Source organism: Micromonospora peucetia, from assembly GCF_900091625.1.
In the GTDB taxonomy this organism is placed as follows: domain Bacteria; phylum Actinomycetota; class Actinomycetes; order Mycobacteriales; family Micromonosporaceae; genus Micromonospora; species Micromonospora peucetia.
Genome location: NZ_FMIC01000002.1, coordinates 3,344,690 through 3,368,663, shown reverse-complemented (window position 1 = coordinate 3,368,663; position 23,974 = coordinate 3,344,690). Strand labels below are relative to the sequence as shown.

Below are 23,974 nucleotides of genomic sequence, written 5' to 3'. Positions count from 1 at the left end.
ATGACGATGCACGGTGACGCGTCCCCCTTCTTCATCTCCCCGCACCGCTTCGACGCGGACGACGACGTGGCACCGGTGCTGGACCGGCGGCACGAGCTGATCGTCGAGGCCGGCGAGCAGGTGCTCACCCGGCACCGGCTGCACGCGTCGGGGCACCTGCTCGGCCCGACGGAGGCCCGGCAGCAGTGGACCCTGCCCGAACCGGTGACGGTCACCGTCACCGACCGGCGCATCGCGTACGTCGGCGGCGGGCCGCAGCTCACCCTGGTCGGCAGGGCCGGTGACGGCGCGCGGCACCGTCGGGGTGTCCGGCTGCCGGGGCTGGTCAGCGGCCAGATCCGCTGGCAGTGGCCGTCCCGACTGGAACTGCTGACGGCCGGGCCGGGAGAGCACGTTCACCTGCTGGTGGTCTGCGACGCGCTGCGCACCATCCAACAACCGGCCCTCGGTCTCACCGGGCCTGCCGGGGAGGTCACCGAGCTGACCCGCCGGGTGCGCCGGACGGTGGCCGGGTTCCGGCTGACCCACCCTGAGCTGGTGGAACTGTCGCCGCCCGAGCAGGACGTGCTGGCGGTGCGGGCCGGGGCCGGTCCGGGGGCCGGCGAAACCCGGATCACCCTGCCCGGGTCCCTGCCGGTGGAGTTCCACTCCAGGGACGACTACTACCGGCGGGGGCGCTTCGACCGTGGGTGGCACGGGCCCGCAGCCGGCGCAGCATCCGGACACCGATGAAGCCGACGGTACGAGCGGCCCCTCCACAGTGGCCCCGTACCCGCTGAGATACCCAGCGCCGCCCCCCGCCCCGCTCCCTCCCCCTCACGCTCCGCACGCCCCTCCCCCTCACGCTCCGCGCGCCCCTCTCCGCGCGTCCCTCTCCGCACGGCGATCTTGCACTTTCGGCCCACCTTTTGCGTGTTTTGCGTGGCATGCCGGGGCCAAAAGTGCAAGATCGCGGAATCGGGGCGGGGCGGGGCGGGGCGGGGCGGGGAGGGGGAGGGGTGCCTTGTCAGGGTGTCGGGGTTCGGCGGCCGGGGGCGTCGAGGGCGGCGGCCTCCTCCAGCGTTGGCGCGGTGCCGCCCAGGTGCGCCGGGAGCCACCAAGCGTCGTCGGGGCCGGCGGGCGCGTCGGGGTAGTCGCGCTGTGCCCGGTCGACCAACGCGGTGAGCCGCACCTTCAGGTCGACGGTCATCGCGTTGGCGTCCGGATAGTCGGCCGGCTGCATCGGCTCGCCCACCAGGATGGTGATCGGGGTGTGCCGGCGGGTGAGGGTGCGCGGCCGGCCCTTCGTCCAGAGCCGCTGGGTGCCCCACAGCGCCACCGGCAGCACCGGCACACCGGCCTCGGACGCCATCCGGGTGGTCCCGCTCTTGAGGTCCTTGACCGTGAGCGACCGGCTGATCGTCGCCTCCGGGAAGACGCCGACCACCTCGCCGCGCTTCAGTGCGCTGACCGCCGTCGCGTACGACCCGGCGCCCGCCCGCCGGTCCACCGGGATGTGCCGCATCCCACGCATCAGCGGGCCGGACACCTTGTGCGTGAAGACGGACTTCTTGGCCATGAACCGCACCAGCCGCTTCGCGGGTTGCGCGCCCAGCCCGCAGAAGATGAAGTCCAGATAGCTGACGTGGTTGCTGGCCAGCACCGCCCCGCCGGTACGCGGAATGTGGTGGGCGCCCTCAATGGTGATCTTCAGGTCGAGGACCCGGAACATCGTCTTGGCGGCGGCGATCACGGGCGGGTACACGAGTTCCGGCATGGCGCGAACTTACCCTGCCCGCCTGGACCCCGTCCCAGCCCGCCACGCCCGCGACCGGCCAGCCCGGTACAAGCACGGGCCGGCGGTCGTGGGGACGGGACCAGCGGTCAATCGCTCAGCCGGTGCAGGTCGAGGCGGCCTCGGGCGAACGCGTCGACCCGACCCCACCGGCCCGGAATGTCCAGCACCTCGATCCGGCCCATCCCGATCGGCAGCCGGGGCTCCACCGCCAGGTGTCCCTCGTGCGGCTCCAGGCCGAGCATCGTGCGCAGCAGCAGCAACGGCGTGCCGGTGGACCAGGCCTGCGGGCTGCACGCCGTCGGATACTCCACCGGGAACTTGGTCAGCTCGCGCGGATAGCCCCCGAACGCCTCCGGCAGCCGGCCCTCGAAGTAGGTGGCCGCGTCGAGGATGCCGCTGGCGATGACCGCCGCCTCCTCGGCGAAGCCGTACCGGCGCAGTCCCCAGGCGATGAACGAGTTGTCGAACGGCCAGATCGTGCCGTTGTGGTAGCCGATCGGGTTGTAGCGGACCTCGCCCTCGGCCAGCGTCCGCACCCCCCAACCGGTGAAGAGCCGGGGCCCGATCAGGTGCTCGGCGATCTTCTCAGCCCGGTCGTGGTCGACGATGCCACTCCAGAGCAGGTGACCGATGTTGGAGCTCAGCACGTCGCACTGGCGTCCGTCCGGGTCCAGGGCGAGCGCGTAGTATCCGCCGTCCTCCACCCAGAAGTCCCGGTTGAAGCGCTCCTTCAGCGCCGCCGCCTCCCGCTCCAACCGGTCGGCGAACGTCGGATCGCCCCAGAACTCGCGGGCCAGTCGGGCGGCCCGCAGCTTCGCGTCGTACGCGTACCCCTGCACCTCGCAGGTGGCCCGGGGAAACGGCGGCAGCTTGCCGTCCCGGTAGGAGATGGAGTCCCAGGAGTCCTTCCAGCACTGGTTCTCCAGGCCGGTGTCGGTGTTGCGCCGCTCGTACCAGATGTAGCCGGTGCCGACCAGGTCGGCGTAGTCGTCGATCCACTTCAGCGCGGCGCGGCACTCCCGCTCCAACTCCATGACCAACGCCGTGTCCCCGCTCCACTTCTCGTACTCGTCGAGCAGCACCAGGAACAGTGGGGTCGCGTCCACCGACCCGTAGTACGGCGAGTGCGGCTGTTCCTCGAAGGCGGCGGTCTCGCCGTACCGCATCTCGTGCAGGATCCGACCCGGGTCCTCGTCCCGGAAGTCGTCGAACCGCGAGCCCTGCAACGAGGCCAGGACCCGCAGTGTGGTCTTCGACAGCTCCGGCGTGAACGGCAGCGTCTGGAGGCAGGTCAGGATGCTGTCCCGGCCGAACATGGTCATGAACCAGGGCAGGCCGGCGGCCGGCAACGACGCGCCGCCGAGGGAGAGCGGCGAGAAGCGCAGCGCGGCCAGGTCGATAAGGCTGCGCCGGTACGTCGAGGCGACCCGACCATGCTGGCTGTTCACCTTGGGGGCCCTGGCGACCCACTCCTCCAGATCGTGCTGGAGGGCCAGCCGATCCGCGGTCTGCTCCCGCAGCGCCATCCGCAGGTCCCGACCACCCATGGAAGGCGCCGCGGTCGTGACGTCGATCTGGGCTTCCCACTGCTCGTTGGGTTCGAGATGGATCGAGTAGGCGAAGCCCTTGCTGTCGTACCGCGGCGGCGGGGACGAGCAGATCGTCGTCTCCCGGATGAAGTTGCCCCGCCGGTAGCCCAGCCGTAGCCGATCGGACTCGACCTCGGTGTAGAGCTCCCCCTTCTTGTTGAGAATCTCGTCCTTGATCTGGAACAGATCGGCGAAGTCGGCCGCCGCGTCCATTCTGATCTCCAGGTCTACCGGCTTCTCGTCGTGGTTGAGGATGGTGAGCTGCTCCTGGAAGCTGTTTCCCACCGTCCGCTCCCGGATGATCGACAACTTGGCGTCGATGTAGTGCGTCGCCATCCCCGGCACCAGGAAGAACCGGGCCTCGTAGTACTGGAGATCGTCGTACGAGAGCGGGTTGAGCCGCTCCCCGTTGACCGTCAGCACCCACGTCGACAGGTACCGGGTGTCCAGGGCGAAGAACCCGGTCGGCTCGCTCGGCGTCGCCTCGATGTCCCCGGTGTCCTCCGACACCACGAAGGTGCTGCCGTCCAGGATCCGGACCGTGTTGCTCTGTGCCATCACCGCACCTCCCCGTGGGCCTCGAAACGCCGGCGTGGGCCCCGGGAGTCCGGCGGGCTGGGGAAGAGCCGCTCCAACTGCACCACCAGTCGGGGGTCCCCCGTCACCGTCATGTCTCCCCGCAGCAGCGCCGCGATCCCGTCCTCCCGACCGGTCGCGAGGTCGTCGAAGAGTTTGGGGCTGGTCCCGACCACCGCGTCGGCCTCCTGGTCCTCCTGGCTCACCTGGACCCGCCCGTGGTCGATCCGCACCAGCCAGTGCGTCGTCCGCGCACCCTCGTGCAGGTCCCAGCGCAGGGTGCCGGAGGACTTCGCCAGCAGAGGCTCGTACTCCCGCCGGTCGAGGTCCTCGAAGAACCTCGTCGTCGCGTCCACCATCGGGTCCACTCCTCCCCCGTCGTCAACGTCCGGAGCAGGGGTCCCCGCCCGTTACGGGGCCAACCTCACCCGGATCGGGTGAGTCGGGAGCTGTCTCGCCTGCCGGGGCTGGCCGCGTTCGAGGCGGCGCCCCTGGATCACCAGTCGTCGAACCGGCCCTTCCGGCGACGGACGTGGCCGCGCCATCCGGCGAGCAGCGCGATGAAGGTCCAGCCGACCCAGCCGAGAATCAGCATCCCCAGCATGCCGCTGGAGTCGACCCGGTCGGCGGCTTCGACTTCGACCTTCCCGTCCGGATCGGTGAGCACGGCGAGCCTGTCGCCGACCTGGTAGCTCGGGTTGCTGCCCTGATAGACCAGCGGCTCGTCGAGGCGACCGTCGGCGCCCTGGAGCGTGAAGGCGTGCCGTTTGCCGGTGACCTCGACGTCGACGATGGCCACCTCCTGACGTACGCCGCGGCGCTCCAGCGCCGCCTCCGGGGCGAACTGCACCGACCCCACGAGAACGAACAGGGCCGGAGCAAACGCGAGGAAGGCCAGCCACGCGGCCCGATGCAGCAGACGTACGGCGATCACGAAGACCAGGCAGAGAATCACCCCGGTGATGATCGGGACGACCTTGGTGCCGATGGCGACGTACGCGACGCCGGTGTTGAGCCCGACGAACACGGCGCCCATCAGAACCAGCAGCAGCGTCATCCCGACGGACCTGCCGACCGACCAGGCTCCCGCCGTCGGGACGGGGACTGGCGACGCCCCGCCGGGGTTGTTCCCGGCGGGACCTCCGTGGACGGGTCGCCATCCGGTCGGAGGAATCCGGCCTGGTGCGGGGGGTTGAGCTGGCATCGCAAGATCATAGCCCCGGCGGTCCGCACCTGGTCAGCGCGTCGGACGAGCACCGCCGCCGGGGAGTGAGCACGTCGGTCAGGTCACTTCACTGAAGCCGCCACGCCGGCTCCCACCCCGGGAAGCCGGCGCGCCACGGCAGACGGTCAGTTGTTGGGTTCGTCGGCGCTGATGTCGGCGAGCACCGACTGCGGTTCCCGCTCCACGGCGAGATCGCCCATCGAGACCAGGCCGATCAGCCGCCCGTCGTCGATCACCGGCAGCCGGCGGACGGCGTAGGTCCGCATCAGGTCGGCGGCGGCCACCGCGTCGTCGTACTGGCTGACCGTGATCACGTCCTTGCTGGTGATCCGGTTGAGCGGAGTCGCGTTCGGATCCATGTTCTCCGCCACGCCCCGGACCGCAATGTCCCGGTCCGTCACGATGCCGATGACCCTGTCTCCATCAGTCACCACCACGTCGCCGATGGCGCTGTCGCGCATCTCCTGCGCCGCGGCGGTCAGCGTGTCGTTGCCGTCCATCGTCACCAACCGGGTCGTCATGAACTCTCCGACCGTTGTCATGGTGCTCCCCTCTCGGTGTCGGCACGGGTCGTCTACCCGCCGACCGGACGGGGTAACGCGACGCGCCCCAGGGCGGGCCGGTCAGCCTTGGCCGCCGCGCCGGTGATCCGGGCGTCGTGTCGCTGCCGGTGCACTTCCGCGACCTGCCGCCGGGGACGTACACGGTGGGCTTCCGGCTCAGCACCTCGGCGGGCAACAGCGCGTTTGGGGCTACCCCAACGGCGGTGCTCCCGCACCGTCCGGGCCGCTGGTGTTCACCAGCCTGCCGGCGGCCTGACCCCACGCAGAATGGGTGCGGCCCTCTCCCTAGAACTGAAGTCCGGGAGAGGGCCGCACCCCCTGGAGTCAGGCGCGTGGCGGGGCGCCGTAGAGGCGTTCGACGTGCAGCCGGAGCACGAGGCGGCGCTCGGCGACCATCGCCCGCCGGTAGTCGGCCCAGTCCGGGTGCTCACCCTGGATCGCCCGATAGAGGTCGACCAGTTCCGCCACGGTCGCGTCGTCCGGATCGGTGGCCGTCGGCGTCAGCTCGGCGCGCGCCTCCGCGACCGCGTACGCCCAGCCGTCGGCGCTGCTGACGTGAAAGGAGGCGCGCGGGTCCCGGCGCAGGTTGGCGGTCTTGGCCCGGCCGTCGGTCACCGAGACCCGGATGAGTGCCGCCTCGCTGTCGGAGGCGTAGATGACGGTGGACAGTTGGGGGCGTCCGTCCCGCCTGAGCGTGGCCAGCACCCCCAGCCGGTGGCCGGCGATCAGTTCCGTCAACGCCCGCTGGGTCTCGTCGTCCGTCACGGCAACCTCCGCTCGACCGGTCACGGCGTTCCCATCGAACCACAGCCCACGCCCGCCCGCGCCCTACGCCGACGCGACGGGCCCCCGCCGAAACCGGCGGAGGCCCGGGAAGGCGCGTCGGTCAGCGGCGCTCGGCGGCGACCAGCTCCGCCAACTGCACCGCGTTGAGCGCGGCACCCTTGCGCAGGTTGTCGTTGGCGCAGAACAGGGCGAGGCCGTGCTCGACGGTCTCGTCGGCGCGGATCCGGCCGACGTAGGTCGGGTCCTGGCCGGCCGCCTGCAACGGGGTGGGCACGTCGGCGAGCACCACGCCGGGAGCGCCGTCGAGCAGCTCACGGGCCCGCTGCGGGGTGATCGGCCGGGCGAACCGGGCGTTGATCTGGAGCGAGTGCCCGGTGAAAACGGGCACCCGGACGCAGGTGCCGGAGACGCGCAGCCCGGGGATCTCCAGGATGCGGCGGCTCTCGTTGCGCAGCTTCTGCTCCTCGTCGGTCTCGAAGCTGCCGTCGTCGACGATCGAGCCGGCCAGCGGAAGCACGTTGAACGCGATCGGCCGGGCGAACGAGCGGGGGGCCGGGAACTCCACGGCCGCGCCGTCGAAGGCGAGCCCGGTGGCGTGCTCGGCGACCTTTCGGACCTGCTCGTCGAGTTCGGCGACGCCGGCCAGGCCGGCGCCGGAGACCGCCTGGTACGTCGAGACGACCAGGCTGACCAGCTCCGCCTCGGCGTGCAGCGGGCGCAGCACCGGCATCGCGGCCATCGTCGTGCAGTTCGGGTTGGCGATGATCCCCTTGGGGCGTACGGCGGCGGCATGCGGGTTGACCTCGGCGACGACCAGCGGCACCTCCGGGTCGGTGCGGAACGCCGAGGAGTTGTCGATGACGACGGCGCCGGTGGCGGCGACCCGTGGCGCGAGCTCCTTCGCGGTGCTCTTGCCGGCGGAGAAGAGCACGATGTCGAGCCCGGAGTAGTCGGCGGTGGCCGCGTCCTCCACGGTCACCTCGCCGTCCCGCCAGGGCAGGGTACGCCCGGCCGACCGCGCCGAGGCGAACAACCGCACCTGCTCCGCCGGGAACTCCCGTTCCACCAGCACCTGCCGCATCACGCCACCGACCTGGCCGGTGGCCCCCACAATGCCGATCCTCATGCCCGCGAGGCTACCCAGCCCGACGGCCCGACCGGCAACGCTTTCCCACCGCCCGGGTCGGGCTCGGGCCAGGACCGGCCGTGGCCCCGGTCACCGGGACGGCGGGTGGGACGGAAACGACACCGCCGGACGGGCCGGTGGCCCGGAAGAATCGCGGGCCGGCGGGGCTGCTCGCCGAAGCATCCACGGCTACCCGCCCCGGCCGAGCCGCGGCGCCGGCCGGGGGCGGCGCGACCCACGTCACACCGCCCCGGCCGGTCAGGAGGCGTGGTCGACCAGATCGCCCAGGCCGGTGGCGACGAGTTCGTCGCGGATCACCGCGGCGTCGCCCTCCACCACGAGGGCGAGCTCCTCCGGGCGCAGGTGCGCGGCAGCCGCCGCGGAGACCTCCGCGACGTCGGCGGCGAGCAGCGAGTCCCGCAACCGGGCGTGGTAGTCGTCCGGCAGGTCGTGCACGACCAGGGTGGTCAGCGCGGCGGCGATCGCCCGGGGGCTCTGCAACTCGACCGAGAGCTGCCCGGCCCGCCAGGAGCGCGCGACCGCCAGCTCGTCCTCGGTCACCCCGGTCTCCCGGGTACGGGTGATCTCGCCGACCGCCTCGACGATGGCCGGCGCGGTGACGGCCGTCTGCACGCTGGAGCTGACCCCGAACCGGCCGAACCGGCGGGACGAGGCGAAGTCGCCCCGGATGCCGTACGTGTATCCGCGCACCTCGCGGATCAGGTGGTTGAGCCGGGAGGTGAACGCCCCGCCGAGCACCGTGCCGGCGAGCGTCATCGGCACGTGGTCGGGGTGGGCGCGGTGCGGCGACGGGTGACCCAGCCGCAACGTGGACTGCACCGAGCCGGGCCGGTCCACCAGGATGATCCGCCGGCCGGGGCGGGTCGGCACCTCGATCGGGCCGCCCCGGTCGACCGGCCCGCCGCCGGTACCGGCGAACGCCGTCGCGCCGAGCGCGTCCAGGTCGAGCCGGTCCAGGTCGCCGGCGACGATCAGGGTGCCGGGGCGGATGAACCACTCGGAGTGGAAGACGGTGACGTCCTCGACGTCCAGGGCGGCCACCGACTCCGGGTCGCCGTACATGGGGCGGCCCCAGCGGTTCCCGGCGCCGAAGAGGTCCGCGCGCAGCGCCGCGTCGGCGCGTGGGCCAGGGTTGGCCCAGTCCATCCGCAGCGCGGTCGCCTCGTCGTCGCGAACCCGCCGGACGTCGTCCGGGTCCAGCTTCGGGGTACGCACCGCCTCGGCGAGCAGTTCCACGGCGGCGCTCAGCCGCTCCACCGGCACCTGCACGCTGACCTGGAAGGAGTCCCAGTCCAGCCCGGCCACCAGCTCGGTGCCGAGCCCTTCGATCGCCAGCGCGTACGCCGTCGCGTCGCGTCGCGCGGTCCCCTCCTCCAAGGCCTTGGCGAGCACCGCGCCGAGCCCCTCCTTGCCGGTCGGCTCGCGGCCGGCGCCCCCGTCGAGCAGCAGCAGCGCCACCGCCAGGTTCTGCCCGGGCAGGTGTGCGGCGACCACCTGACCACCGGCCACCGTACGGCGGATCACCTGCGGGAACCGGTACGGGCGGGCGGCGCCCGGCCCGGGACGGTCAGCGATCAGCGTCATCAGGGCTTCTCCTCGCACAGGTAGGTCAGGGTCACCCGGTCGTCGGCGGCGAGCACCTCGGCGGCGGCCTCCGCGATCTGCTCGGCGGTCACCGCGAGCCAGGCCGGCAGCCGCTCGGCGGCCTTCGCCGGGTCGCCGAACTGGGTGGCGTAGCGCCCGAGCGTGTCCGCCCGGCCGTCCACCGTGGCCATCTGCCGCCACCACGAGGTGCTCAGCAGGGACTTTGCCCGGTCCAGTTCGGTGACGGTGACCGGGACGGTGGCCAACTCGTCGACCACCTCGGCCAGCCCGGCGGTCAGCCGTTCGGCGCTGACCCCGGGACGGGCCGTGGCGGTGGCGATCAGCGGTGCGGGGGCGTGCGCCAGGTCCACCCCGTACGCCCCGACCAGATCGGGCTGAGCGATCCGCTCCCCGTCGGCGAGGCGCTGGTAGAGGCGGCTGCCCCGACCGCTGCCGAGCACGGTGGCGAGCACCGTCATCACGTCGTAGCCCGGGCTGCCGAAGGGGTGGGTGCGGTGCGCGACGTAGACGCGCGGCGCCGGCACGTCGGCGGTGACCGTCTCCACGACCGGCCGGCCGGCGGACGGGACGGTCCGGCCGTCCGGCGCGGGCGGGATCTGCGCGCGGGGCGGGATCGCGCCGAAGTACTTGTCGGCCAACGCGAAGACCTCGGCGGCCGAGGCGTCGCCCACCACGGTCAGCACCGCGTTGTCAGGCGCGTAGTACGTCCGGTGGAACGCCTGGAAGGTGCCCAGGTCGGCGGCGTTCAGGTCGGCCATCGACCCGATCGTGGCGTGGTGGTAGGGGTGCCCGGGCGGATAGAGCAGCGGCAGCAGCCGCAGCCAGGCGTCGCCGTAGGGCACGTTGTCGTAGCGCTGGCGCCGCTCGTTCTTGACCACGTCCCGCTGGTTGTCCAGCGTCTCCTGGGTCAGCGCGGGGACCAGGCCGCCCATCCGGTCCGCCTCCAGCCACAGCGCCAGTTCCAGGTGCTCGGCGGGAACGGTCTCGAAGTAGTTGGTGCGGTCCGGGTTGGTGGTGGCGTTGAGCGAGCCGCCCGAGCCCTGCACCAGCTTCATGTGCTCGGTCTTCGCCACGTTGACCGAGCCCTCGAACATCAGGTGCTCGAAGAGGTGGGCGAAGCCCGTCTGCCCCTCGGGTTCATGCCGGGAGCCGATGTCGTACCAGAGGTTCACAGCGACCGCGGGGGCGGTGCGGTCCTCACTCACCACCACGCGCAGGCCGTTGTCCAGTCGGGTGGTCTCGATGGGCCAGGGGTAACCGCTGTCGGGCATGGCACGACGCTATCTGATCAGGTGCGTGGAACGGGACCACGCCGCTCGCGGCGAGGAGCCGAGCGTCGGGCCCGCCGCGTCTGGCGCTCGCGGCGGGCCCGGGACGCCGTGCCTCAGTCCGGGGGCTCGATGGGGGTCACCGTCTGATCGGAGGTACGCCGCTCCAGCACGGTGTCGGGGGCAGCGTTGCGGTCCTCCTCCCGGATGTCGGACTCCCTGAGGATGGCTTCCGCCTGCGCCTGGGGGTCGTCGCTGCCGGCCGCCGCCTCCTCGGGCAGCAGGTGCGCGCGGGACTCCACCCGTGCCTGATCGCTCTGTTCGTGATTCATGACATCCCCCATACCCCGCCGGCGCCGTCGGCACGCCGCATGATCGCGACCGGACCCGCCTGGTGGCCGCGTGAGGTGGACGACCGGGGTGGACCTTCGGGCGCGGTCGGGTACGCTGGCCGCGTGACACGTTCGTATCGATGGTTTAGGCAGCCGGCTCGCACGCCGGTGACTTCACCATGATCTGACGTCACCCATTTCGAGCCGGCCGGGCAGGAGCTCTCGCTCCTGCCTTTTTGCGTACGAGCAGCCGGCTCGACCCGGGCACCGGCCCCGGGCACGGTCGGCGGAAGGACTCCCACCGTGACGACCCCGGAGACCGATCGGGTCAGCGATCAGCGGATCGACCGTGTCGTGCCGCTGACCACCCCGGCCCTGCTGCACCACGAGTTACCCCTCGACGACACGCTCGCCTCGGCCGTACTGGCCGGGCGGCGCGCGGTCGGCCGGGTGCTGGACGGCGCCGACGACCGCCTGCTGGTGGTGGTCGGCCCGTGCTCGGTGCACGATCCGGCCGCCGCCCTGGAATACGCCCACCGGCTCCGCGCCGCCGCCGACCGGGTGGCCGACGACCTGCTGGTGGTGATGCGGGTCTACTTCGAGAAGCCGCGCTCGACGGTGGGCTGGAAGGGCCTGATCAACGACCCCGGGCTGGACGGCTCCGGCGACGTCAACACCGGCCTGCGTACCGCCCGCGCGCTCCTGCTCGACGTGCTGCGCCTGGGGCTTCCCGTCGGCTGCGAGTTCCTCGACCCGATCACCCCGCAGTACATCGCCGACACGGTGGCGTGGGGCGCGATCGGCGCGCGGACGGTCGAGAGCCAGGTGCACCGGCAGCTCGCCTCCGGCCTGTCGATGCCGATCGGCATGAAGAATCGCCCGGACGGCAGCATCGGCACGGCCGTGGACGCCATCCGGGCCGCCGGCGTACCGCACGTCTTCCCCGGCATCGACGTCTCCGGCACGCCCGCGATCCTGCACACCAGGGGCAACGCCGACGGGCACCTGGTGCTGCGCGGCGGCGGTGGGCGGCCCAACTACGACGCGGAGTCGGTGGCCGGCGCCCTGGACCTGCTGCGGGCGGCCAATTTGCCCGAGCGTGTGGTGATCGACGCGAGCCACGCCAACAGTGGCAAGGACCACCGCAACCAGCCGAGGGTGGCCGCCGACGTGGCCGCCCAACTCGACGCCGGCCAGCGCGGCATCGTCGGGATCATGCTGGAGAGCTTCCTGCTCCCCGGCCGCCAGGACCTCGATCCGACCCGCGAGCTGACGTACGGCCAGTCGGTCACCGACGCCTGCATCGGCTGGGACTCCACCGAGGAGGTCCTCACCCACCTGGCCGCCGCCGTCCGCACCCGCCGCCCCACCCCCGCCCCCGCCTGACCCCCGCCCCGCCCCGCCCCGCCCCGCCCCGCCCCGCCCCGCCCCGCCCCGCCCCGCCCCGCCCCGCCCCGCCCCGCCCCGCCCCGCCCCGCCCCGCCCCGCCCCGCCCCGCCCCGGTGATCATGAGGTTGGCGGCGAAGTCGATCTCCGTTCCTGCCGCCCACCTCATGATCACCGGGAGGAGGGCGGTGGGAGCCGGGTGGCGGGGAGGCGATGCGTGGGGGCGGGAGGGCGGGACGGCCGGGCGGGGAGGTGGGGGCAGACGGTGCCGCCCCCGGGCCCTGTGGGCTCGGGGGCGGCACCGGTGTCGGTGTGCAGGTCGCCTCTCGGCGAGTGGCACGACGCGGCTCCAGCCGGACGGTATTCCGCGAAGGCAGTTAGGTGAGGCCCGGGGACACTGGACACACCGACACCTCACTCAACGGGCGACCCGCCGCCGGTGTTCCGGCCTCCGCCATGACCGCCGTCACAGCCTGACGGCCAACCGCGTCACGCCGAACCCGGCGCGGCGGCCGGCGGCGCGGTGACGTTTGACCGATTCGGACGCGGGTAGCCGACCGACGTGACCGACGACGCACCCGTGACCGACGTGACCGTGACCGAAGCGCCCGTGATCGAGGAGCCGGACACCCGGCGCCTCGACGAACTGCTCGAGGATCTCTACCACGGCCAGGAGCGGATCAGTCAGGCCGACATCTACCGCCGGGCCGTCGTCGCGGAGCTCCCCGCGCAGCTCCTCACCCGCATCGCCGCCCTGCCCGAGGGCACCTACGCCGTGGACGAGGTGGCCGACCTGCTCGGCGGTTCGGTCACCTGACGTCCCGAGGCAGTGAGGAGAGCGAGATGTCCCACCACGAGGAACAGCACGAGAAGACGCCGGCGCTCGGTCAACCCCCCGGGGGCCGGGACACCCTGCCGGAGCCCGACTTCGCCGACGAACACGATCGCACCGCGGTCGACCGGGACATCATCACCGGGGCGGACGCCGACGAGCGCGAGCCGGAGGCCTCCCGGGGCTGGGCCGGCGAGGACCACGGCACCACGCCGACCTGACCCCGCGGCCGGCACAGCACCGTCTGACGCTCCGGCGAGGACGCGAGGCGACGGCAGGGCAGGGAACGACACGACGAAGGGGGCCGGCTGCGCGCCGGCCCCCTTCGTGTACGCCGTCAGTCCTCGTCGTGGTCGCCGCCCTCGGCGTCCTGCTGGGCCACCGCGTACGCCATCTGGAGGAAGTCCGAGACGGCCACGGCGGTCAGCGCGGTGGCCACCAGTCGGGTCAGCCGGGGGGCGAGCACCAGCCCGCCGGTGAGCCCGGTGGCGACCCAGACGGCAAGGCAGAACGGACAGCTCAGCAGCTCTCCGATCGCGTGCCGGGTGGAGCTGCCCTGGTCACGGACCTGCTCCATCACCTCACCGCTGCCGATCGGCTTGTCGTACCGGGTGAACGGCGCCCGCAGCGGGCTCGTCACCGCGTCCTTCGACAGCAGTCGGCTCAGCTTGTGAGTGGCGATGCCGAGCAGCACCACGTCGGCCGTGGCGGGGCGCTCGGGCACCGGGCGACCGGTCACCCTGACCAGGGCGGCGATGCCGGCGGTCACCCCGGCGTAGGTTCCCATCGCCGCCAGGTACCCGCCCAGCGGCCGGTGCTCGTGCGGCGCGTACGCCTGGCGCAGCCGCGCCACCTTCTCCCTCAGGTCGATCACCGGTCTCCTCGATGTCTCGGGGCGTGGTCCGGCTCAGCCGGCCTGCAGGTTGTCGGCCACCTCACGGGCGAGGTTGTCCAGCGCCTCGTCGGCCAGCCGCTCGGCGTCCGGCCCACCGGTCAGGTCGAGCCGCATCCGGGCACCACCGGCCTGGCCGGGCTCCACCCGGATCTCGGCCGACCACTCCTCAGCGGCGCTCCACCGGGCCCGCAACTCCTCCCCGCTGATCTCGTCCGCCGGGCTGCCGTCGGCCCGCAGCGGCTCGGGCAGCCACGCCGACGCCCGGTCGGGGTCGGTGGCGGTGTTGAACACCACCTCCGGCGGCGCGGACATCCCGCGCTCGGCGGACGCCATCACGCGTCCCGCAGCCGGCTCGGGTCGACCTCGCGGCCGGGGTGCCGGGCGAGGTACTCGGTCTCCAGTTCGGCGGTGCGCCGCAGGTGGTTGGCGAGCGCGGAGTCCGCCGCGTGCCGCAGGGTGTCCAGGCGGGTGCGGTGCAGGCTGTGCATCTCCCGGATCAGGTCCTCGTCGCCCAGTTCGGCGGGGTCGACGCCGAGCAGGTCGCCGTCGGGCGGGTCCGCCTCGCCAGAGGCCCGGTCGTGGACGTGGTCGCCGTCCCACTCGGGCATCCGCTGCTCCGGGCTGCCGAAGTCGTCCTGCCGTACAGATCCAGTCATGATCGACCCCCTGGTCTGGTTTGGGCTCGCGTCTAGACGGATGCCCACACCGGATGGCACCAAACCATCCCGCGACTACGACACCGCGTCGGAGAGCCCGGCGGCCCCCGGTACTCTCGATGCCATGAAACGGCTCTGGACCCCGGCGTGGATCGCGCGTCACGTGGCCATGGTCGTGCTGGTCACCGGTTTCCTGGGGCTGGGCTGGTGGCAGGTCAGCCGGGCCGCCGCCGGCAACGCGATCAGCTGGGGCTACGCGGTCGAGTGGCCGATCTTCGCGGGCTTCGTGGTCTTCGTCTGGTGGCGTGAGGTCCGGCACACGCTGCGTGGGCCGGCGGCGCCGGCCGACGCGCCCGGGGAGGCGTCGGCCGCCGCCGGGACGCAGCCGGCGGACGCTCCGGAGGCCGCCGCGACGCGCCCGGTCGTACGCCCACCCGTGCGGGTCGCCCGCGTGTCCGCGGCTGCCGTCGGCGGCGGGGACGGCGACCTGGCCGCCTACAACCACTACCTGCAATGGCTGAACGACAACCCGGGCGCGAAGCCCGGTGACTACCCCGGCTGAGGCCGGGCCCGAAAGGACGGACGACGGTGGGCGCAGCTCTGACCCGTTACCGAGTCATCGCCTGGATCGTCGGCGTGGCGCTGATCCTGCTGGTCGTGATCGGCATGCCGATGAAGTACGGCTTCGACGACCCGATCCTGGTGGAAACCGTGGGTCAGGCGCACGGCTTCCTCTACATGCTCTATCTGGTGGCCGCCTTCGACCTGTCCCGCCGGGCCGGCTGGCCGCTGAAGCGGATGGTCCTGGTGATGCTGGCCGGCACGGTGCCGTTCGTCTCCTTCTACGCCGAGCGCCGGGTCAGCTCCTGGGTGACCGCGGAGCAGTCCGAGCGCACCCCGGAGCCGGTCGCCGGCTGACGCCGGTCACCGGTTGGGCCGCCACGGGTCGGCCGAGGCGAGCGGATCCTCCCAGCCGCCGTACCGGTTCATCTCCCGGGCCCGGCGCAGGGCTCGGGTGACCTGGCCGAACTGCCGCTCGTCGTCGCTGCTGAACAGCAGCACCCGCTCGCCCCGCCACCGGCCCCACAGCTCGTACGCCGGCGGTCGCCACCGGTCCCCCAGCACCGCGACCAGCACCGGCAGCAGGAACACCACGCCCAGGATGAGGTACGCCCCCGCGGTGAGCCGTTGCAGCCCGCCGCTGAAGCCGAGCAGCAGGCCGACGCCGCCGATCATGGCGCCGGTGACCGCGACGGCGCGTACCGCGACGCGGTCGTGCGGGCCGCGTCCGGTGTGCAGGTGGGTCAGCTCGGTGACCTGCCAGCTGTTGCGTCCGACGGTGAACCGGTCGACCGTCACGATGATCCCGGGCCGGGCGTAGAGCAGGGTGTTCTTTCCCGCGGCCACTCCCGGTGACCGCGTCTGTCGGGTGGCGCCTTGAGGGTTCATGGTTCTACCTCCCGCGGCTGGTGCCGGGGTCGGCTCCCGTCGACGGTCTCGCATCGGTGCCGGTCGACGGGATTCCCGGCTGCGCGCTTCATTGTGTGGCGCACGTGCCAGCCCGGACGGCGATTTCCGCTCGCGTCCGAGAGGACCGGTGGCGCGGCCAGGCTGTTCCGACCGCCAAGTCCGGCTTGTCGGTCATAACGGCTCAGGTTCCGACGGCATACGTCGACAACGACGAATAGGACAAACGCCCGATCACCGGCAATAGCCGCGATGCCCCCTGCGGCAGTCCGGAGAAGTCGATCACGCACCGCGCCCGCCGGTGATCAACAATTTCCGTCACTCGGCCAACATTCGACCCTGCTTCAACTGCGCATAACTCCTGCCCCGGGTTAGGTTGTCCGGGTCGGCCCGGTCGATCGCCGTCCACCCGGACAGCACCGGCCCGGTGTCGTCGGGGGCGTCAGCAGCCCACGGCGGCCGGTGGGAGAGGAGCCTTCCGCTCTTGTCGTCCCTCAGATACACGCTGCGCGCCCTGGCGGTCGCCGTGGTGTCGGCAACGCTGCTCGCACCGGCGCTACCCGCCCGGGCCGAACCGTCCCCCGCCGAGCTGACCCGGCGGATCGAGAATTCCTCCAACCAGCTGGAACACGTCGTCGAGGCGCACAACAAGCTCCGGGAGGAGACCAAGGCCAACCAGGCCGCCGTGGCACAGGTACAGCGCCGGATCGGTCCGCTGGAGCAGGAGACCGAACGGAGCCGGGCGGACGTCGGCGAGATGGCGGTGACCGCGTACAAGACCGGCAGCAACCTGACCACCGCGGAGGCGCTGCTGCGTCCCGGCAACGCCGACACCCTGCTGGACCGGATCGGCATGCTCGACCAGCTCGCCCGGCAGCGGCAGGAGAAGATCACGAACTTCACCGGCAACCAGCGCCGGCTGCTCGACGAGAAGACCCGGCTGGAGGTCACGCTGGGCCGGCAGGCGGCCCAGGCCCGCGAGATGACCGCCGCGAAGAAGCGGATCGAGCGCGACCTGGCCGAGCTCTACGAGCTGCGCCGGCAGGCGTACGGCCGGGCCACGGAGAAGCCGGCCGCACGGCCCGACAGCGCGAAGGACGCGCCGGCGGTCTCCGGCCGGGCCGGCGTCGCCGTGCGGTACGCGTACGGCGCGCTCGGCAAGCCGTACGTCTGGGGCGCCGACGGGCCGAACGGCTACGACTGCTCGGGCCTGACCTCGGCGGCCTGGCGGGCGGCCGGCAAGTCGCTGCCGCACAACACCCGGATGCAGTGGGGCGCTGTCGCCCACATCAGCCGGAGCGAACTTCGGCCCGGCGACCTCGTCTTCTACAGCGGTCTCGGGCACATGGGCCTCTACGTCGGCGACGGCCAGGTGATCGACGCGCCGAGCGCCGGCCGCAACGTGCTCAAACGGGGCATGAACCTGATGCCCATCCAGGGCTACGGCCGGGTCCGCTGACCGCACCCGAAACGGCGAACGGCCGGCGTCCCCCTGTCGGACGCCGGCCGTTCGCCGTTGTTCCCAGCTCGCTCAGGCCGCCTGAAGTCCCTCGGCCCGGGCCAGCTCGCGGAGCCGGCCGAGCGCCTGGATCTCCAGCTGCCGGATCCGCTCCCGGGAGAGCGAGAACCGCGAGGCCACCTCGGTGAGCGAGTGCTCCCGGCCGTCCTCCAGCCCGTAGCGGGCCCGCATGATGCCGGCCGAACGGTCGTCGAGGTGGTTGAGCAGGCCCTCGATCCGCTGCCGCTCCAGCCCGGTGAGGACGATCTCCTCCGGCGAGGGCGCGTCGCTGTCGGCGACCAGGTCGCCGAGTCTGGTGTCGCCGTCGTCGCCCACCGGGGTGTCCAGCGAGACGGTGTCCTGCGACCAGCGGACCAGCTCGTTGACCCGCTCGACGGTGACCCCGAGGGCCGCCGCGATCTGCTCCGGCTCCGGGTCGCTGCCCAGCTCACGGGTGAGCTGCCGGGCCACGTTGCGCATCCGGTTGACGTCCTCGACCAGGTGCACCGGCAGTCGCACGGTGCGCTCCTGCTGGGCGATCGCCCGGCTGATCGCCTGGCGGATCCACCAGGTCGCGTAGGTGGAGAACTTGTAGCCGCGCACGTAGTCGAACTTCTCGACCGCCCGCACCAGGCCCGTGTTGCCCTCCTGGATCAGATCCAGCATGGGCATGCCCGAGCGGACGTAACGGCGGGCGATCGACACGACCAGCCGCAGGTTGGCCCGAATGAAGAGATCCTTGGCCCGCTCGCCCTCGGCGACCAGCTTCTCCAGGTCGTCCCGGTCGACGTCGGCGCGGTCCTCGCCGAGCAGGTGCTCGGCGTAGAGGCCGGCCTCGATCGCCTTGGAGAGGTCGACCTCTCTGGCGGCGTCCAGCAGCGGCGTCCGGGAGATCTCGTGAAGGTAGACGCCGACCAGGTCGCGCTCCTCGGCAACCTCGTCGGTTCGCATGCCGATCTTCTTGTCCACGTTGCCCACGGTCCCCTCGCTCGCGCCGGTTGCCCGGTTCCTTGCCATCCCCACGTCCATCAGCCCTCCCCCGTAACTTCCGCTGTGCCCACCGGTGCTGACACCTACACAACAGTTGAGACGCGTCGGGGATTCCATGTCGTGAGTCGAAACTGTCACGAATGCCTGACAATCCGCTGAGAGCGCGATCCATGTTTGCTGTCAGCACCCCAGGTGGCGGCTCTCCGGTGGGCACCACGTCAGGGGCGGCGGATCGACGTGTCGCCGTCTCCCGGTCCATGGCAGCACCGCCACGCCGAAGACACAGCGACCCGGGTCACCGTCACGCTGCGATCCTGGTCACTGCCAGCTACGCGCCGGTGGACGGATCGGTTCATCCACGCCCGTGGTATTACCCCACCCCTCGGTGAACAATCCGCGCCCCGGATGCATGCCGATACGTGACGGGGCTCGCAGAGCGGAGGTGGGAGCGGGGTGGGATCAGGAGGCGAGCAGGGCCAGGGCGACGCGGACCTGGTCGGCCGAGCGGGCCAGGGCGGCCCGCGCGGCGGACACCTCCACCCCGGAGACGAGCGAGACCAGTGCCGCCTTCATGTCGCCGTCGGCCTCGTTGAGGGCCCGCCGGCAGATCTCCTCCGAGCAGCCGGTGGCCTCGATCAGGATCGAGATCATCCGACCTCGGAGCTTGGCGTTGGTGGCCACCATGTCAATCATGAGATTCGAGTAGACCCGGCCCAGCCGGACCATCACGGCCGTGGAGAACGTGTTCAGCACCAACTTCTGCGCGGTGCCCGCCTTCATCCGGGTCGACCCGGTGACGACCTCCGGACCGGTGTCCACGCCGATGAAGACGTCCACCGACCTGGCGGCCTCCGCCTCCGGGTTGGCACAGAGCAGCACGGTCGAGGCTCCCTTGGCCCTCGACGCGGCGAGCGCCCCCAGGACGTACGGTGTGCGTCCGCTGGCGGCGAGTCCGACCACCAGGTCGCCGGCCCGTACGCAGTCGGCGACCTCGGCCGCACCTCCCCGGTCGTCGTCCTCGGCGTCCTCGACCGCCCGCCACATGGCCTCCGGCCCGCCCGCGATGTGGGCGCAGAACCAGTGCCGGGGCGAGTTGAAGGTGGGCGCGAGCTCGGCGGCGTCGAGCACGCCGAGCCGGCCGGAGGTGCCGGCGCCGAAGTAGTGCACCCGGTGCCCGCCGCGCAGGGCGGTCACCGCCAGGTCCACTGTCGCGGCGATCTCGTCGAGGAAGTCCGCGACCGCGCCGGGCACCCGCCGGTCCGCCTCATTGATCACCGTGAGTACGTCCCGGGTCGACATGAGGTCGAGGTCCATGCTGAGCGGGTTACGCCGCTCCGTCGGCGCACCGACCCGGATCACCGGTCGGGCCGCCACCGGGGACGTCACCTCGTGGGGTTCTACCGCGCCCGCCGTCATGACCGCCTCCGTCCCGGGCCGACCCGGTGCGACCGGACCGCCTCGGCTGTCGCTTCGAGGGCCTTCCTGGCCCGGGACCGGTTGCGCGCGGCCACCCCGACGAAGAGGCAGTCGACGACGGTGAGCTGGGCCAGCCGGCTCGCCATCGCACCGGAGCGGTAGGTGGTCTCGCGGGCGGCCGTGGTGAGCACGAAGTCGGCCACCTCGGTGATCGGCGAGCGGGGGAAGTTGGTGAGCGCCACCGTCGCCGCCCCCGGGCCCGGGCCTGCTCCAGCACCTCGATCACGTCGGAGGTGGTGCCGGTGTGCGAGATGCCAACCGCGACGTCGCCCCGCCCGAGCAATGCGGCCGACGTCAGCGCGGTGTGCACGTCCGGGAAGTAGAAGGAGGTGCGGCCGATGCGGTGCAGCTTCTGCTGGAAGTCCGAGGCGACGAAGCCGCTGGCGCCCGCCCCGTAGACGTCGATCCGGCCAGCCCCCGCGATGGCGTCGACGACCTGCTCGCAGATCGCCGGGTCGAGCTGCTCGGCCGTCTCCTCGACGGCCCGCGCGTCGTTGAAGGCGATGGTCGCGATGATCTGGGCGAGGTCCGCCCCGGGCGGGATGTCGCCGCCGACCACCCGGGCGTCCGGCGGCTCGACCCGGCGGGCGGCCTCGGCGGCAAGCCGGATCCGCAGCTGCGGGTAGCCGTCCATGCCGACCGACCGGCAGAACCGGATGACCGTCGCCTCGGATGTCTCGGCGGCGGTGGCGAGGTCGGTGATGGTCCGACGCGCGGCGCCGGCCGGGTCGGCGACCACCAGCCGGGCGACCCGCTGCTCGGCCGGCGACAACGACGGGAGCAGGCCGCTGATGTGGACGATCAGCCCACCCTGCTCGTGACTCGCAGAAATCTTCGGACTCTTCGCCACGGATGAAACTTACTTTCACGAAGCGTGAGCGTCAACCATGACGCGGAGTATTGAAGAAAGTACCGCCTGCCCCGACACGCCGTTTCGGCCGGCGTGCCGTACCCCCCGGAGGCCGTCGCCTTCCCTCGGCGCCGGCCCGAACTGCCGGACGGCCGCCGCCGGTCCTCCCGCGTCCCTCGGGTAGACGATGCCACCTCGCCGCCCCCGGCGATGCCCCCGCACCGGACGGGCGCGGGACGGCCCGGCCCGTGCGCCGTCGGATCAGGCGGTCAGCCGGCCGACCGGGACCGACTCCGCGCCCGGCGGCGCGGGCCCGACGGCGGGCCGGCCGCCGCGCCCGTCGGCCGCCAGCCAGCCGGCGAGGTGGGCCTGAATCTGTCGGGAGACCTCCTCCGGGGGGCGCCCGGCGTCGACCACCACGAAGGTCGGATACTCCGGCAGCGTCCGGTACGCGGTGTGCGCGGCGGTCAGGTATCGCATGCTCTCGTGGTCGGTGCCGCGCTGCTCGATCCGCCGGTACGCCTCGGCGGGATCGACGGTCAGCAGGAAGGTCACCTGCGGTCGCGGGAACATCCGGTAACCGGCCCGGGCCAGCCGTTCCCAGCGCTGGCCCCCGTGCGCCCGGATGCTCGCGTACTGGCAGGCGGAGTAGCGGTCCATCACCGCGACCCGGCCGGTCGCCAGGCAGCTGAGCAGGGCTGCGGCGATGGCCAGCCAGCGGAGCACCGACTCCACCGCCAGCATCCCGCTGCGCCCGACGAGCCGCTGGGCGTCCGGGCGGCCGAGGCGGTGCGCGAGGCGGCCGAGCCAGCGCCGGCCGCCGGCGTTGCGGTGGTAGGTGGCGGGGCGGCCCGCCTCGGTGAGCACGTCGGCGAGCCGGTGCGCCTGGGTGGTCTTGCCCGAGCCGTCGATGCCGATCAGGGCGACGGCGCGCAACCGGGCCCTGCCGCGCCGCGCCTCCGGTGATCTGGACACTCTGCACAGGCTATCCGACCCACGCCCGCGTCTACCGGAGATTTGTGCCTCGTGCTCCCGGTTGACCCCGACCGTGGCCTCCTGCCAGGTGTGGCCCAGCGCGATGCCGGGTACCGGAGTCGGATCAGCCGCCCACCACCATGACGGGAGACGCCAATGGCAGAGCGCGGGGACGAGAGCCTGGTGCACACGCTGAAGAAGGTCGCCGCCGTGCTCAAGCAGGAAGAGATCCCCTTCGCGCTCGGGGGCAGCTTCGCCGTGTACGCCCACGGCGGTCACTCCAGCGAGCACGACGTCGACTTCCTGATCCGCGAGCTCGACGTGGAACGCGCCCTGGAAGCGCTGGTCGCGGCGGGCTTCGCCGCTGAGCATCCGCCCGAGGACTGGCTGGTCAAGGTCTTCGACGGCGGTCGGATGGTGGACCTGATCCACCGGCCGATCGAGACGCCGGTGACCGAGGAGACGTTCGCCGACACGGTCATCCGGCCCGTCGACGCGATCCACATGCCGGTGCTCTCGGCCACCCAACTCATGGTGCACAAGCTGCTGAGCTTCTCGCAGCACTACTGCGACTTCGCCCGGGGTCTGCCGCTGGCCCGCTCCCTGCGGGAGCAGATCGACTGGGAACGGGTACGCAAGGAGACGCAGCACTCGCCGTACGCGGAGGCGTTCCTGGTGCTGCTGGACCGGCTGGAGGTGGTGCCGCACCCCGGCACCCCGCAGGGGGAGGGGACACCGTGACCGAGCACCGCGACATCGCCACCGGACCGCCCGACGAGTACGTCGAGGCGGAGATCCACCGGCTGCTCGCCGAGGACCCGGACGTGGCCGAACAGGGGATCACCGTGGTCCGCCGGGAGCGTGGCCTCGTGCTCTACGGCGAGGTGGAGAGCCCGCACCGCCGGGAGGAGATCCTGCGCCGGGTGGCCGAACGGTTCCCGGACGTGCCGATCACCAGCGACATCGGGGTGATCCGCACGCAGGCGCCCACGGAGATCGAGCAACTGCCCTGAGGAGGTTCCATGGTGATCCGGATCGCCGCCGTGGGCGACGTGCATCTGGACAAGGACGTGGTCGGCCGGTTCCGGCCGGCCCTCGACGAACTGCCCGAACACGCTGACGTACTGCTGCTCGCCGGTGACCTTACCCGGCACGGGACCGAGTCGGAGGCCCGGTGCGTGGCCACCGAGTTCGGCGGGCTCGGCGTGCCGGTGGTGACCGTGCTGGGCAACCACGACCACCAGTGCGACCAGGTGCCGCAGGTGGTCAAGGTGCTCAAGGACGCCGGGATCACCGTGTTGGAGGGCGACGGCATCGTGCTGGACTGTCCCGGCGGCCGGCTGGGTGTCGCCGGGGTGAAGGGGTTCGGCGGAGGGTTCGCCGGCCGGTGCGCCAGCGACTTCGGCGAGCCGGAGATGAAGGCGTTCGTCGGGACCACCACGCAGAGCGCGGACGCCCTCTCCGCCGCGCTGCGTGGGCTGGACTGCGACGTGCTGGTGGCGCTCACCCACTACTCGCCGGTGCCGGACACCCTCGCCGGTGAGCCGTTGGAGATCTATCCGTTCCTGGGCTCGTACCAGCTCGGTCAGGCGATCGACTCGGCACCGACCGCGCTGGCCCTGCACGGGCACGCGCACGCCGGCACCGAGCGCGGCACCACGCCCGGCGGGGTCCGCGTCCGCAACGTCGCCCACCCCGTGATCAAGCAGGCGTACAGCATCTTCCACCTGGGCGGTAACCTCGATCAGGCACAGGTTTCCGGCGTCGGCGGCTCGGGTATTCAGCAAACATGGAGCTGATTCTCTGGATTCTCGCAGTCGTACTCGTGGTCGCCGGTATTCTCGCGCTGTTCCGGCGGCAGATCCTGTGGGGCATCGTCCTCATCGTGGTCGGCCTGCTCGTCGGGCCGGGTGGTGTGAGCATCTTCAATTGACGAGGCGGCTACAGGCCGCCGTCCAAGGACCCACCGGGGTCGTCGTGACCGGAACTCCGTCCTCCCGACAGGAGCATCCGGGCATGACGACCTCGGTGTCGTGCCGCCTGGAGGGTGACCACGGGTTTACCGGCCGCCTCCGGCGGAG

At 72.2% G+C, this 23,974-nt stretch carries 28 protein-coding genes and 1 pseudogene; 11 read left to right on the top strand and 18 right to left on the bottom strand.

Going from position 1 to position 23,974, the window contains the following annotated elements; genetic code table 11:
- Positions 1-6 precede the first annotated feature (6 nt).
- Positions 7-732: a hypothetical protein gene (locus GA0070608_RS15790; protein WP_091635197.1), complete on the top strand. Its 726-nt coding sequence runs from the start codon at positions 7-9 to the stop codon at positions 730-732.
- A 274-nt stretch (positions 733-1,006) separates the two neighbouring features.
- Here the strand turns inward: GA0070608_RS15790 and GA0070608_RS15785 are convergent, their stop codons facing one another.
- The 10 genes from GA0070608_RS15785 to GA0070608_RS15740 all read right to left on the bottom strand — a co-directional run bounded on the left by GA0070608_RS15785 (position 1,007) and on the right by GA0070608_RS15740 (position 10,868).
- Complete coding sequence (locus GA0070608_RS15785; protein WP_091628685.1) at positions 1,007-1,756, bottom strand: lysophospholipid acyltransferase family protein; 750 nt, start codon at positions 1,754-1,756, stop codon at positions 1,007-1,009.
- A gap of 107 nt (positions 1,757-1,863) precedes the next feature.
- Positions 1,864-3,924 carry an amylo-alpha-1,6-glucosidase gene (locus GA0070608_RS15780; protein ID WP_091628683.1) on the bottom strand — a complete coding sequence of 687 codons (2,061 nt, stop codon included), beginning with the start codon at positions 3,922-3,924 and terminating at the stop codon, positions 1,864-1,866.
- Positions 3,924-4,301, bottom strand: a complete 378-nt coding sequence (locus tag GA0070608_RS15775; RefSeq protein ID WP_091635192.1) for an SCP2 sterol-binding domain-containing protein — start codon at positions 4,299-4,301, stop codon at positions 3,924-3,926. The genes GA0070608_RS15780 and GA0070608_RS15775 overlap by 1 nt, the downstream gene beginning before the upstream one ends.
- Before the next feature lie 137 nt (positions 4,302-4,438).
- Complete coding sequence (locus GA0070608_RS15770) at positions 4,439-4,999, bottom strand: hypothetical protein (protein ID WP_091628681.1); 561 nt, start codon at positions 4,997-4,999, stop codon at positions 4,439-4,441.
- A gap of 293 nt (positions 5,000-5,292) precedes the next feature.
- Positions 5,293-5,709 (bottom strand): CBS domain-containing protein, encoded by a 417-nt coding sequence (locus GA0070608_RS15765; protein WP_091628679.1) that lies wholly within the window; start codon positions 5,707-5,709, stop codon positions 5,293-5,295.
- Positions 5,710-6,054: 345 nt separating this feature from the next.
- On the bottom strand, positions 6,055-6,495 hold the full coding sequence (locus tag GA0070608_RS15760) for a PPOX class F420-dependent oxidoreductase (RefSeq protein WP_091628677.1): 441 nt from the start codon (positions 6,493-6,495) through the stop codon (positions 6,055-6,057).
- A 121-nt stretch (positions 6,496-6,616) separates the two neighbouring features.
- A complete protein-coding gene (locus GA0070608_RS15755) occupies positions 6,617-7,642 on the bottom strand; it encodes an aspartate-semialdehyde dehydrogenase (protein ID WP_091628675.1) in 1,026 nt (341 codons plus the stop codon).
- A 258-nt stretch (positions 7,643-7,900) separates the two neighbouring features.
- Positions 7,901-9,247, bottom strand: coding sequence for a M16 family metallopeptidase (locus GA0070608_RS15750; protein ID WP_091628673.1), 1,347 nt, complete (start codon positions 9,245-9,247; stop codon positions 7,901-7,903).
- Positions 9,247-10,539 carry a M16 family metallopeptidase gene (locus tag GA0070608_RS15745; RefSeq protein ID WP_091628672.1) on the bottom strand — a complete coding sequence of 431 codons (1,293 nt, stop codon included), beginning with the start codon at positions 10,537-10,539 and terminating at the stop codon, positions 9,247-9,249. The genes GA0070608_RS15750 and GA0070608_RS15745 overlap by 1 nt, the downstream gene beginning before the upstream one ends.
- A gap of 113 nt (positions 10,540-10,652) precedes the next feature.
- Complete coding sequence (locus tag GA0070608_RS15740) at positions 10,653-10,868, bottom strand: hypothetical protein (RefSeq protein WP_091635187.1); 216 nt, start codon at positions 10,866-10,868, stop codon at positions 10,653-10,655.
- A 303-nt stretch (positions 10,869-11,171) separates the two neighbouring features.
- Here GA0070608_RS15740 and GA0070608_RS15735 point away from each other — a divergent pair, with 303 nt between their 5' ends.
- The 3 genes from GA0070608_RS15735 (at position 11,172) to GA0070608_RS15725 (ending at position 13,307) form a co-directional block, all read left to right on the top strand.
- A complete protein-coding gene (locus GA0070608_RS15735; protein ID WP_091628671.1) occupies positions 11,172-12,254 on the top strand; it encodes a 3-deoxy-7-phosphoheptulonate synthase in 1,083 nt (360 codons plus the stop codon).
- Between the two features lie 562 nt (positions 12,255-12,816).
- The gene (locus GA0070608_RS15730; RefSeq protein WP_091628669.1) at positions 12,817-13,071 is read left to right on the top strand and encodes a hypothetical protein; all 255 of its coding nucleotides are present in this window, start codon (positions 12,817-12,819) and stop codon (positions 13,069-13,071) included.
- A gap of 26 nt (positions 13,072-13,097) precedes the next feature.
- Positions 13,098-13,307, top strand: coding sequence for a hypothetical protein (locus GA0070608_RS15725; protein WP_091628667.1), 210 nt, complete (start codon positions 13,098-13,100; stop codon positions 13,305-13,307).
- A 116-nt stretch (positions 13,308-13,423) separates the two neighbouring features.
- On the opposite strand, the gene GA0070608_RS15720 is transcribed toward GA0070608_RS15725, so the two are convergent.
- The 3 genes from GA0070608_RS15720 to GA0070608_RS15710 are packed head-to-tail and all read right to left on the bottom strand — an operon-like array spanning position 13,424 to position 14,640.
- Positions 13,424-13,960, bottom strand: a complete 537-nt coding sequence (locus GA0070608_RS15720; protein ID WP_091628665.1) for a DUF1360 domain-containing protein — start codon at positions 13,958-13,960, stop codon at positions 13,424-13,426.
- A gap of 33 nt (positions 13,961-13,993) precedes the next feature.
- Positions 13,994-14,314 (bottom strand): hypothetical protein, encoded by a 321-nt coding sequence (locus GA0070608_RS15715; protein ID WP_091628662.1) that lies wholly within the window; start codon positions 14,312-14,314, stop codon positions 13,994-13,996.
- The gene (locus GA0070608_RS15710; protein ID WP_091635183.1) at positions 14,314-14,640 is read right to left on the bottom strand and encodes a DUF6158 family protein; all 327 of its coding nucleotides are present in this window, start codon (positions 14,638-14,640) and stop codon (positions 14,314-14,316) included. The genes GA0070608_RS15715 and GA0070608_RS15710 overlap by 1 nt, the downstream gene beginning before the upstream one ends.
- Before the next feature lie 121 nt (positions 14,641-14,761).
- On the opposite strand from GA0070608_RS15710, the gene GA0070608_RS15705 reads away from it, so the two are divergent.
- Together GA0070608_RS15705 and GA0070608_RS15700 are read left to right on the top strand one after the other, a co-directional pair.
- A complete protein-coding gene (locus GA0070608_RS15705) occupies positions 14,762-15,199 on the top strand; it encodes a hypothetical protein (protein WP_091628658.1) in 438 nt (145 codons plus the stop codon).
- A gap of 26 nt (positions 15,200-15,225) precedes the next feature.
- Complete coding sequence (locus GA0070608_RS15700; protein ID WP_091628654.1) at positions 15,226-15,555, top strand: DUF3817 domain-containing protein; 330 nt, start codon at positions 15,226-15,228, stop codon at positions 15,553-15,555.
- 6 nt (positions 15,556-15,561) lie between these two features.
- Here GA0070608_RS15700 and GA0070608_RS15695 read toward each other — a convergent pair whose 3' ends face one another.
- Complete coding sequence (locus tag GA0070608_RS15695) at positions 15,562-16,044, bottom strand: DUF6232 family protein (RefSeq protein WP_245715801.1); 483 nt, start codon at positions 16,042-16,044, stop codon at positions 15,562-15,564.
- Positions 16,045-16,588: 544 nt separating this feature from the next.
- Here GA0070608_RS15695 and GA0070608_RS15690 point away from each other — a divergent pair.
- Positions 16,589-17,563, top strand: a complete 975-nt coding sequence (locus tag GA0070608_RS15690) for a C40 family peptidase (protein WP_091628650.1) — start codon at positions 16,589-16,591, stop codon at positions 17,561-17,563.
- Positions 17,564-17,635: 72 nt separating this feature from the next.
- On the opposite strand, the gene GA0070608_RS15685 is transcribed toward GA0070608_RS15690, so the two are convergent.
- From GA0070608_RS15685 to GA0070608_RS15670, 4 genes and pseudogenes are all read right to left on the bottom strand, one after another.
- Positions 17,636-18,619, bottom strand: coding sequence for a sigma-70 family RNA polymerase sigma factor (locus tag GA0070608_RS15685; RefSeq protein ID WP_176733731.1), 984 nt, complete (start codon positions 18,617-18,619; stop codon positions 17,636-17,638).
- Positions 18,620-19,051: 432 nt separating this feature from the next.
- Positions 19,052-20,008, bottom strand: a complete 957-nt coding sequence (gene murQ / locus GA0070608_RS15680; protein WP_091628646.1) for an N-acetylmuramic acid 6-phosphate etherase — start codon at positions 20,006-20,008, stop codon at positions 19,052-19,054.
- A pseudogene (locus GA0070608_RS15675) lies at positions 20,005-20,918 on the bottom strand (MurR/RpiR family transcriptional regulator). Before GA0070608_RS15675 ends, murQ begins: the two are co-directional and overlap by 4 nt.
- Before the next feature lie 261 nt (positions 20,919-21,179).
- Positions 21,180-21,893, bottom strand: coding sequence for a dTMP kinase (locus GA0070608_RS15670; protein ID WP_091628643.1), 714 nt, complete (start codon positions 21,891-21,893; stop codon positions 21,180-21,182).
- A 156-nt stretch (positions 21,894-22,049) separates the two neighbouring features.
- Between GA0070608_RS15670 and GA0070608_RS15665 the strand changes: the two genes are divergently transcribed.
- From GA0070608_RS15665 to GA0070608_RS32640, 4 genes are read left to right on the top strand one after another with little or no spacing between them, the layout of a single operon-like run.
- The gene (locus GA0070608_RS15665) at positions 22,050-22,634 is read left to right on the top strand and encodes a nucleotidyltransferase (RefSeq protein ID WP_091628641.1); all 585 of its coding nucleotides are present in this window, start codon (positions 22,050-22,052) and stop codon (positions 22,632-22,634) included.
- The gene (locus GA0070608_RS15660; protein WP_091628639.1) at positions 22,631-22,906 is read left to right on the top strand and encodes a hypothetical protein; all 276 of its coding nucleotides are present in this window, start codon (positions 22,631-22,633) and stop codon (positions 22,904-22,906) included. Before GA0070608_RS15665 ends, GA0070608_RS15660 begins: the two co-directional genes overlap by 4 nt.
- A 9-nt stretch (positions 22,907-22,915) precedes the next feature.
- A complete protein-coding gene (locus tag GA0070608_RS15655; protein WP_091628636.1) occupies positions 22,916-23,692 on the top strand; it encodes a metallophosphoesterase family protein in 777 nt (258 codons plus the stop codon).
- Positions 23,683-23,826 carry a GPGG-motif small membrane protein gene (locus GA0070608_RS32640; protein WP_007464364.1) on the top strand — a complete coding sequence of 48 codons (144 nt, stop codon included), beginning with the start codon at positions 23,683-23,685 and terminating at the stop codon, positions 23,824-23,826. Before GA0070608_RS15655 ends, GA0070608_RS32640 begins: the two co-directional genes overlap by 10 nt.
- Positions 23,827-23,974 lie beyond the last annotated feature (148 nt).